This window comes from Aeromicrobium sp. PFPM2_SD2 (genome assembly GCF_057364525.1).
Map to the genome: position 1 here is coordinate 1 of NZ_JBNFNZ010000710.1, position 766 is coordinate 766.

A 766-nucleotide genomic window follows, 5' to 3' on the forward strand; every position below is an offset into this window, starting at 1 on the left:
TAAGATGATGGGACGCCAGTCTCTTGAGGCTTGGGGCTATCGTCTAGGTGAGATGAAGGGGTGAGTACAAAACACGATTACGTTGCCAAGTGCAAGGCCGAAGGTATCGAATATAAGTCTGGTGACGAATGGTTGTTCCCGTCTCAGGAGATGCTGGACTATAACGTTCAAGACGTTGTGGTCACACTGGCGTTGTTCAAGAAGTTCCTGACTGACAAGTATTACTTCCAGTCTGAACAGTTCGCTTTCGACCAGATTTATGCGTTGCGTCTGGAACATGATGCTGCGTGGACCTGTGCGAAGATGGAACGTAATGGCTATCCAATGAACACCGAGATGGTCGAAGGCTTATATCGTGAACTCACCGTCAAACGTGCAAAGTTGCTGGACAAGCTGCGTTCGACTTTCGGTAGTTGGTTTACACCGAAGGGTGGCAAAGGAGTTCTTTCAAAGCACCCACGGACAGGTAAGGACCTTCCGAAAGTATCCACGAGTCGTGTACCCTAAGGTCGGGTCAGTATTCAAGAAAGCCGAAGAAACAAAGCTCAACGCTTAGGTCTGGAGCCTTGCGAGTTCGACTCACGAGACACGATGGAAGGAGCACCATTCACACCAATAACTTACGTTGAGTTTAATCCGGGAAGCGGAGACCACTTAGCGAAAGTCTTGATGGAGCGGGGCTGGGGAGCCTGTAGACTTCACTGACACCGGGAAAACCTGTAGTCGATGACGAGACGTTAGAACACGTTAAGTTACCAGACGCAGA

Annotated in this window: 1 protein-coding gene; it reads left to right on the forward strand. The window is 49.6% G+C overall.

Annotated elements, in window-relative coordinates:
• The first annotated feature begins 60 nt into the window (after nucleotides 1–60).
• Nucleotides 61–507, forward strand: a complete 447-nt coding sequence (locus AC2W7G_RS17620; RefSeq protein WP_485869575.1) for a hypothetical protein — start codon at nucleotides 61–63, stop codon at nucleotides 505–507.
• Nucleotides 508–766: the final 259 nt, after the last annotated feature.